Below are 6,058 nucleotides of genomic sequence, written 5' to 3' on the forward strand. Positions count from 1 at the left end.
GCAGATGAAATATGAGAGAATATTCAACACAGATGGAGGCTGCAAGAAAGGGAATTGTAACAAAGGAACTTGAAATCGTAGCTAAAAAAGAAAGAATGACAGTAGAAGAACTTATGCCGCTCGTAGCAGAGGGCAAGGTGGCAATTTGCGCAAATAAAAACCATAAGTGCATTGACCCCGAGGGCGTAGGCTCAATGCTAAAAACAAAAATAAATGTAAACCTCGGTATTTCAAGAGATTGCAAAGATTATGATATTGAAATGGAAAAGGTTATGCAGGCTGTAAATATGGGCGCTCACGCAATTATGGACCTTTCGTCGCACGGCAACACAATTCCTTTCCGCAGAAAGCTCACAAGCGAATGTCCGGCAATGATTGGTACTGTACCTGTTTACGATTCCGTTATTCATTATCAGCGTGACCTTGATACACTTACAGCACAAGATTTTATTGATGTTGTAAGACTTCACGCACAGGACGGTGTGGACTTTGTAACACTCCACTGCGGTATTACAAGAAAGACTATTGAGCAGATTAAAAAGCATAAGAGAAAGATGAACATAGTTTCCCGTGGCGGTTCACTTGTGTTTGCCTGGATGTGTATGACAGGCAACGAAAACCCGTTTTATGAGTATTACGATGAAATCCTCGATATCTGTCGTGAGTACGATGTAACAATTTCTCTCGGTGACGCTTGCCGTCCGGGCTGCCTTGCAGACGCTTCCGATGTTTGTCAGATTGAGGAGCTTGTGCGCCTTGGCGAGCTTACAAAAAGAGCATGGGCAAAAGATGTTCAGGTAATGGTAGAGGGTCCGGGTCATATGCCGATGGACCAGATAGAGGCTAATATGAAGATTCAGCAGACAATCTGCTGCGGTGCTCCGTTCTATGTTTTAGGTCCGTTGGTGACAGATATTGCCCCGGGTTATGACCATATTACTTCCGCAATCGGCGGTGCTATTGCCGCTGCTTCGGGTGCCGCATTCCTTTGTTATGTAACTCCTGCCGAGCATTTGGCTTTACCGAATGTTGACGATGTAAAGCAGGGAATTATTGCCTCTAAAATTGCGGCGCACGCAGCCGATATTGCAAAAGGTGTGCGTGGCGCAAGAGAAATTGACGACAAAATGGCAGACGCAAGAAGAAAGCTTGATTGGGAGGCTCAATGGGATTGTGCCATTGACCCCGAAACCGCAAGAAAAATCCGTGATGACCGCAAACCCGAGCACGAAGATACTTGCTCAATGTGCGGTAAATTCTGCGCAGTAAGAAGTATGAACAAGGCTCTCAACGGCGAGCATATCGACATTCTTTAATTAACAAGTTACATTTTTATACCTGTATTTCAAAATTGCACCTTGCTTTGAACCGCCCCAAAATCGTTAGATTTTTAGTCTAACTTTTTGGGGCGACTCACGGCAGGGTGCTTTTTTGTGCCTTTTTAATTCTTTTTTAATAAAATTAGCCTAATTACTGCAATTTTTAATAATATTTTACGCATAGGTAAGGGGGTGTGATATGAGTACGGAAATTGTGACTGCGCTGATTGTTGCGGGCGGAAGTATTATTTGTCAATTGCTGATAAATGCGTCAAACCGTAAGCGACAGGAAAGCGAAAACGAAAAGACCAAATCATTGATTGTGTATCGGTTAGATCAGCTTGAACATAAGCAGGATAAATATAATCATCTGCAAGAGCGTGTTTTCAAACTTGAGCGAATGTCAGCCGTTACGGACGAAGAAATAAGAGTTGTAAATCATAGAATTGCTGACCTTGAGCATATAAATAGTGAAAAGAAATAAGCTAATATCGCTTTTATGGGCAGAAATTTATATTGAACTTTTAAATTAAAATGTATTACAGGGGGTGAAATTATGAAAAACGGTTTTAAAATATGGGCGAAAGCTGCGGGTATCCGTGCGGCAAAAACCGTGGCTCAAACAGCGATTTCGGTTATCGGCGTGTCTGCGGTGCTAAGTGATGTGAATTGGGTAGCGGTTGCTTCCGCAAGCGTGCTTTCGGGTATTCTTTCGTTGCTTACAAGTATTGCGGGATTGCCCGAAATATCCGATAATAAATAAGTACATTTTTAAGGCAACGGAATATTATGTAATATGAAGATGTGTTTTACTAAAAACTGCCTTAAAAGAGCATTGCGTACATTCCTACAGACGGCACTCGGATATATTCTCGCTAATCTTGCGTTGTTTCTGACGGGAACGGATTTTGCAAATGCAGAAATGTGGAAAAGCGCAGTCTGCGGACTTTTGGTTTCTTCGGTTTCGGCAGGACTTTCAGCGGTTATGAACCTTGAAAAAAAGGAAGAACAGGCAGAGTGTGACGATAAATGCTCAAAAGATGAAGAAAACAAATGAATACAATTTTACAAAAAATTAATAATAATATTGTCAGCCGCAGGTCAGCTCGACCTGCGGTTATTGTTTTATGCTGAAATTTGTATTATAATATAAAGGAAATATCGTATGGAAATACTTTCATCTACGCTTAATCACATAGCCGTGCTTTTTTCTTTTATTCTTATCGGCTTTGTTCTTAAAAAGAAAAATATTTTATCTGACGGCAGTGGCAGGACTTTGTCACGCCTTGAAAACGGAATATTTATGCCTGCGGTCGTAATCAATACATTTTGGAATAATTGTACGGTGGAAAATATAAGCCGAAAATGGATTTTCCTTGTTTACAGCACTGCGCTTTTGATTGTTGCGGTAGCGCTTGCTTTTATTATCTCAAAATTTCTTACCAAAGACGAGTATTTGCGTAAAGTGTACAGATATTCGCTTTCGGTATCAAATTTCGGATTTGTCGGAACTGCGCTTGTTCAGGGCATATACGGCGCTGACAGCATTGAACTTTTCGATTATTTAATATTCACCTTGCCGCTGAATATGTTTACTTACTCAATCGGAATTGCTTGGCTTGTGCCGTCGGACAAGGGCGGATTTTCTTTGAAGTCATTGCTGAATCCGATATTTGTGTCGCTGTTTATCGGCGCAATTCTCGGACTTTTGCAAATACCGAGGGTGCGGCTTGTAAGTACAATTCTTACCGATTGTGCCGCCTGTATGGCACCTGTTGCAATGATTTTGACTGGGTTTGTAATAGCGGGATATGAAATAAAAAGCCTGCTCAAGGTAAAGCAGACTTATATTGTGGCGGTGCTTAGGCTGATAGTTTTTCCTACAATTTTTGTGACTGCGTTAAGGCTTTTGAATACGGATAATGAAATAGTTTTTGCCGCACTCTGTGCAAATGCAATGCCGTTAGGACTTAACACCGTTATAATTTCATCGGCATACGGAGAAAGTCCGCAAACAGGCGCAAGCCTTGCTCTTGTGTCGCAGGCAATGGCGGCGATTACCATACCGATAATGTTTTTAATATTTTTTAGGAGATTTTAATATGAAGATTTACCTTGCATCGCCGTTTTTTAACGATAACGAAATTGCAAATATTCACCGTGCGGTTGAAATTCTTAAAGCAAAAGGTCACGAAGTTTTTGTACCTATGGAGCACGATGTTGAGAACAGGGAAAGCCTTACCAATGCAGAATGGGCAGAGGAAATTTTTAAAATTGACAAAGGCGGAATTGACGATTGCGATGCGGTTGTTTTGCTTTACGGTGGAATGTACTCCGACAGCGGAACTGCGTGGGAGTGCGGATATGCCTATGCGTCAGGCAAAAAAGTAATAGTGTGTTGCTATAATATTGAGCAGACCAATCTTATGATAGTAAACGGCTGTCACGCATTTTTAAACGGAATAGACGAACTCTCATACTATGATTTTGATAAAATGCCCGTTGTCCGCAATGCAGGCGAACAGAAGTAAATACATTTGTTTAGTACGGATACTTAAATTATGGTCCGGCATATTATTTAAGCTAAGTAATTATAAAGTTTATTACTATAAAATTAACAGAGAAATGCGGGTGATAATTATAGCAACTAAAATCGAAAAATGGGATATTTAAAAAAATATAAACAGTTACGGTTTAAATATAAAATCTGTAAGTGATGATTTTGACGGTTTAACAGTTATTCTTGAAAATAATGAAATGGAATTGTTTTCAATCAGATGGGCGGATGTGGAAAGTTATTGCCGTTCAACGGAAGAAATGCGTTTTAAATTTATTGCAGGTGAATGGCAACAAGTCTGAAAAGAATTTCCAAATCATTCTTTTTTTAAGTTATTGATTACCATATATAAAATGGATTAAAGAACAAGCAGGTGGTTTTATGGACGATGATAAATTAATTCATTTTATGATTGTTTCTGCTGATTATGTTCTTGATACAGTTTCAAAATATGAACCGGATGAGTATTATTTAAGTAAACTGACTTGTTCGGATAGTACAAAAATCTCTCTATGGCATAATTTACTGTGTAACTTTATTGATTTTAGCTGATATTGTTTGATACCGAAATTCACTCAAAAAGCAAAGGCTGAGTGATTGAAAAACATAGCAAATTAGCCGATTTTTCAGTGTTTATCACAAAAAATAAGCACCCGATTGCTCGAGTGCTTTTGGCGGAGATGGAGAGATTTGAACTCTCGCGTCGGAGTTACCGACCTACTGGTGTTCGAAGCCAGACCCTTCAGCCACTTGGGTACATCTCCATATTAAATTATCGTACTCAACTATTATAACGGCTCAATTAAAAATTGTCAATACCTGTAACTAAATTATTATTTTATCATAAAATGAAATGAATAAGCAATACCGAATTATTTTTCGTAAGGCGGGTGATTTTATGGCTTTTGACACAAGAGAATTGTTTGCTCGGTTGTTAAAATGCGAAAGCGGAGGAGAGGGGATTGAAGGTATGCGTGCGGTTGCCTCTGTGATTATCAACAGGTCAACTGTTCCTTACGGGGAATTTGCACGGATAAGCAACGGGGGAGATGTGCGGGCAATCATTACACAGCCAAATCAGTTTACCTGCTTAAAGACTTCCGTAGGGGGTCAGTACAATTCGCAAAATGTGTATAATATTGTACCTGAAGATATACACTACGAAATTGCAGATTGGGCACTTGCAGGCAATACCGACAGCTCGGTCGGCAATTCTTTATTCTATTTTAATCCTTATTCCTCAACCTGTCCAAACTATTTTCCTACCAATATCGGCGTGATTTACAATCGTATCGGTAAACATTGTTTTTATTCTCCGACACAGGCTTACAAAAACACATAGGAGTGATTTGTTTTGGTAAATTACATCAACAATAAAAAGGCGCAGCAGCTCAACCCAAATACTCTGTATAATCTCGACACCAATCCCTCAGCCTGCAATAATTATAATTGTATAAACAACCAGATTCCAAATACCATACAGCAATACGGTTACGAAATTCCATCCATACTTGACCTGGCTACATTGGTTAGCCCTACAAGTCCGAATTATCAAAGTTTCAGTCCTAATCAACAGGCACTGAATAGAAGAAATCCTGCGTCGGGGCAGTTGATAAATCAACTTACACAGACAATCCCTGCCGAAAGTCAAAATAACGAAGTTGCAAATGATTTGGCGGTTCGTGAAATTCAGAACATAGATTCAACCCAGCCGTACAATCCCGAAACATTGCCGACCCCCGCAATGATAAACGAACAGAATATGCAAAATATGCAAAACAATCAGACTGCAATGTCGACGGCAAGCCTTTTGACCGACATAAAAAATCCGTATGAGGTAACAGCCGAAAGTGTGCAATATCTAAACGGTTTTATACGCACTCAAATCGGAAGAAGAGTATCCATTGATTTTCTTGTGGGTTCAAATACAATTGTCACAAAATCAGGATATTTGCTCGGCGTTGCGGCAAACTATATTCTTATAAACGAGCTTGACACAAACGACCTTACAACCTGCGATTTTTACAATATTAAATTCATCAGATTTTATTTTAATTAAAATAAGATGCTTTTTCAAAAGTTGGGGTGAATATGGTTTAGCCGACTTTCGGTCGGACAACAAAGTCAAGAGAAAGAAAAATTTTCTGCCCGAAGTTAAAAGTTTGGTCAACCTTTTAGATCG

Annotated in this window: 9 protein-coding genes and 1 tRNA gene; 9 read left to right on the forward strand and 1 reads right to left on the reverse strand. The window is 39.5% G+C overall.

Annotated elements, in window-relative coordinates:
* Window positions 1-11: 11 nt before the first annotated feature.
* The 7 genes from thiC (at window position 12) to AAAY30_RS08930 (ending at window position 4,428) form a co-directional block, all read left to right on the forward strand.
* The gene (gene thiC, locus AAAY30_RS08900) at window positions 12-1,316 is read left to right on the forward strand and encodes a phosphomethylpyrimidine synthase ThiC (RefSeq protein WP_022234158.1); all 1,305 of its coding nucleotides are present in this window, start codon (window positions 12-14) and stop codon (window positions 1,314-1,316) included.
* Window positions 1,317-1,518: 202 nt separating this feature from the next.
* Entirely contained in the window at window positions 1,519-1,803 is a 285-nt protein-coding gene (locus AAAY30_RS08905) for a hypothetical protein (RefSeq protein WP_022234161.1), read from the forward strand.
* Between the two features lie 72 nt (window positions 1,804-1,875).
* Window positions 1,876-2,082 (forward strand): holin, encoded by a 207-nt coding sequence (locus tag AAAY30_RS08910; protein WP_022234162.1) that lies wholly within the window; start codon window positions 1,876-1,878, stop codon window positions 2,080-2,082.
* Window positions 2,083-2,115: 33 nt separating this feature from the next.
* On the forward strand, window positions 2,116-2,376 hold the full coding sequence (locus AAAY30_RS08915; protein WP_022234163.1) for a hypothetical protein: 261 nt from the start codon (window positions 2,116-2,118) through the stop codon (window positions 2,374-2,376).
* Window positions 2,377-2,484: 108 nt separating this feature from the next.
* Window positions 2,485-3,420, forward strand: coding sequence for an AEC family transporter (locus AAAY30_RS08920; protein WP_022234164.1), 936 nt, complete (start codon window positions 2,485-2,487; stop codon window positions 3,418-3,420).
* Between the two features lies 1 nt (window position 3,421).
* Window positions 3,422-3,850, forward strand: a complete 429-nt coding sequence (locus AAAY30_RS08925; protein ID WP_022234165.1) for a nucleoside 2-deoxyribosyltransferase — start codon at window positions 3,422-3,424, stop codon at window positions 3,848-3,850.
* A gap of 407 nt (window positions 3,851-4,257) precedes the next feature.
* Window positions 4,258-4,428: a hypothetical protein gene (locus tag AAAY30_RS08930; RefSeq protein ID WP_022234166.1), complete on the forward strand. Its 171-nt coding sequence runs from the start codon at window positions 4,258-4,260 to the stop codon at window positions 4,426-4,428.
* Window positions 4,429-4,548: 120 nt separating this feature from the next.
* Here the strand turns inward: AAAY30_RS08930 and AAAY30_RS08935 are convergent.
* Window positions 4,549-4,640 (reverse strand) — tRNA-Ser (locus AAAY30_RS08935).
* 134 nt (window positions 4,641-4,774) lie between these two features.
* Here AAAY30_RS08935 and AAAY30_RS08940 point away from each other — a divergent pair.
* Together AAAY30_RS08940 and AAAY30_RS08945 are read left to right on the forward strand one after the other, a co-directional pair.
* A complete protein-coding gene (locus AAAY30_RS08940; RefSeq protein WP_022234167.1) occupies window positions 4,775-5,218 on the forward strand; it encodes a cell wall hydrolase in 444 nt (147 codons plus the stop codon).
* A 12-nt stretch (window positions 5,219-5,230) separates the two neighbouring features.
* Window positions 5,231-5,935, forward strand: a complete 705-nt coding sequence (locus AAAY30_RS08945) for a hypothetical protein (protein ID WP_499215668.1) — start codon at window positions 5,231-5,233, stop codon at window positions 5,933-5,935.
* Window positions 5,936-6,058 lie beyond the last annotated feature (123 nt).

The organism is Ruminococcoides bili (assembly GCF_040093295.1).
GTDB lineage: Bacteria > Bacillota > Clostridia > Oscillospirales > Acutalibacteraceae > Ruminococcoides > Ruminococcoides intestinale_A.

Excerpts from the sequence above, each read along its gene's own strand:
- AAAY30_RS08940 (WP_022234167.1), top strand. The coding sequence starts at position 4,775 with ATGGCTTTTGACACAAGAGAATTGTTTGCTCGGTTGTTAAAATGCGAA.
- AAAY30_RS08920 (WP_022234164.1), top strand. The coding sequence starts at position 2,485 with ATGGAAATACTTTCATCTACGCTTAATCACATAGCCGTGCTTTTTTCT.
- AAAY30_RS08915 (WP_022234163.1), top strand. The coding sequence starts at position 2,116 with ATGAAGATGTGTTTTACTAAAAACTGCCTTAAAAGAGCATTGCGTACA.
- AAAY30_RS08925 (WP_022234165.1), top strand. The coding sequence starts at position 3,422 with ATGAAGATTTACCTTGCATCGCCGTTTTTTAACGATAACGAAATTGCA.
- AAAY30_RS08930 (WP_022234166.1), top strand. The coding sequence starts at position 4,258 with ATGGACGATGATAAATTAATTCATTTTATGATTGTTTCTGCTGATTAT.
- AAAY30_RS08905 (WP_022234161.1), top strand. The coding sequence starts at position 1,519 with ATGAGTACGGAAATTGTGACTGCGCTGATTGTTGCGGGCGGAAGTATT.
- AAAY30_RS08910 (WP_022234162.1), top strand. The coding sequence starts at position 1,876 with ATGAAAAACGGTTTTAAAATATGGGCGAAAGCTGCGGGTATCCGTGCG.
- thiC (WP_022234158.1), top strand. The coding sequence starts at position 12 with ATGAGAGAATATTCAACACAGATGGAGGCTGCAAGAAAGGGAATTGTA.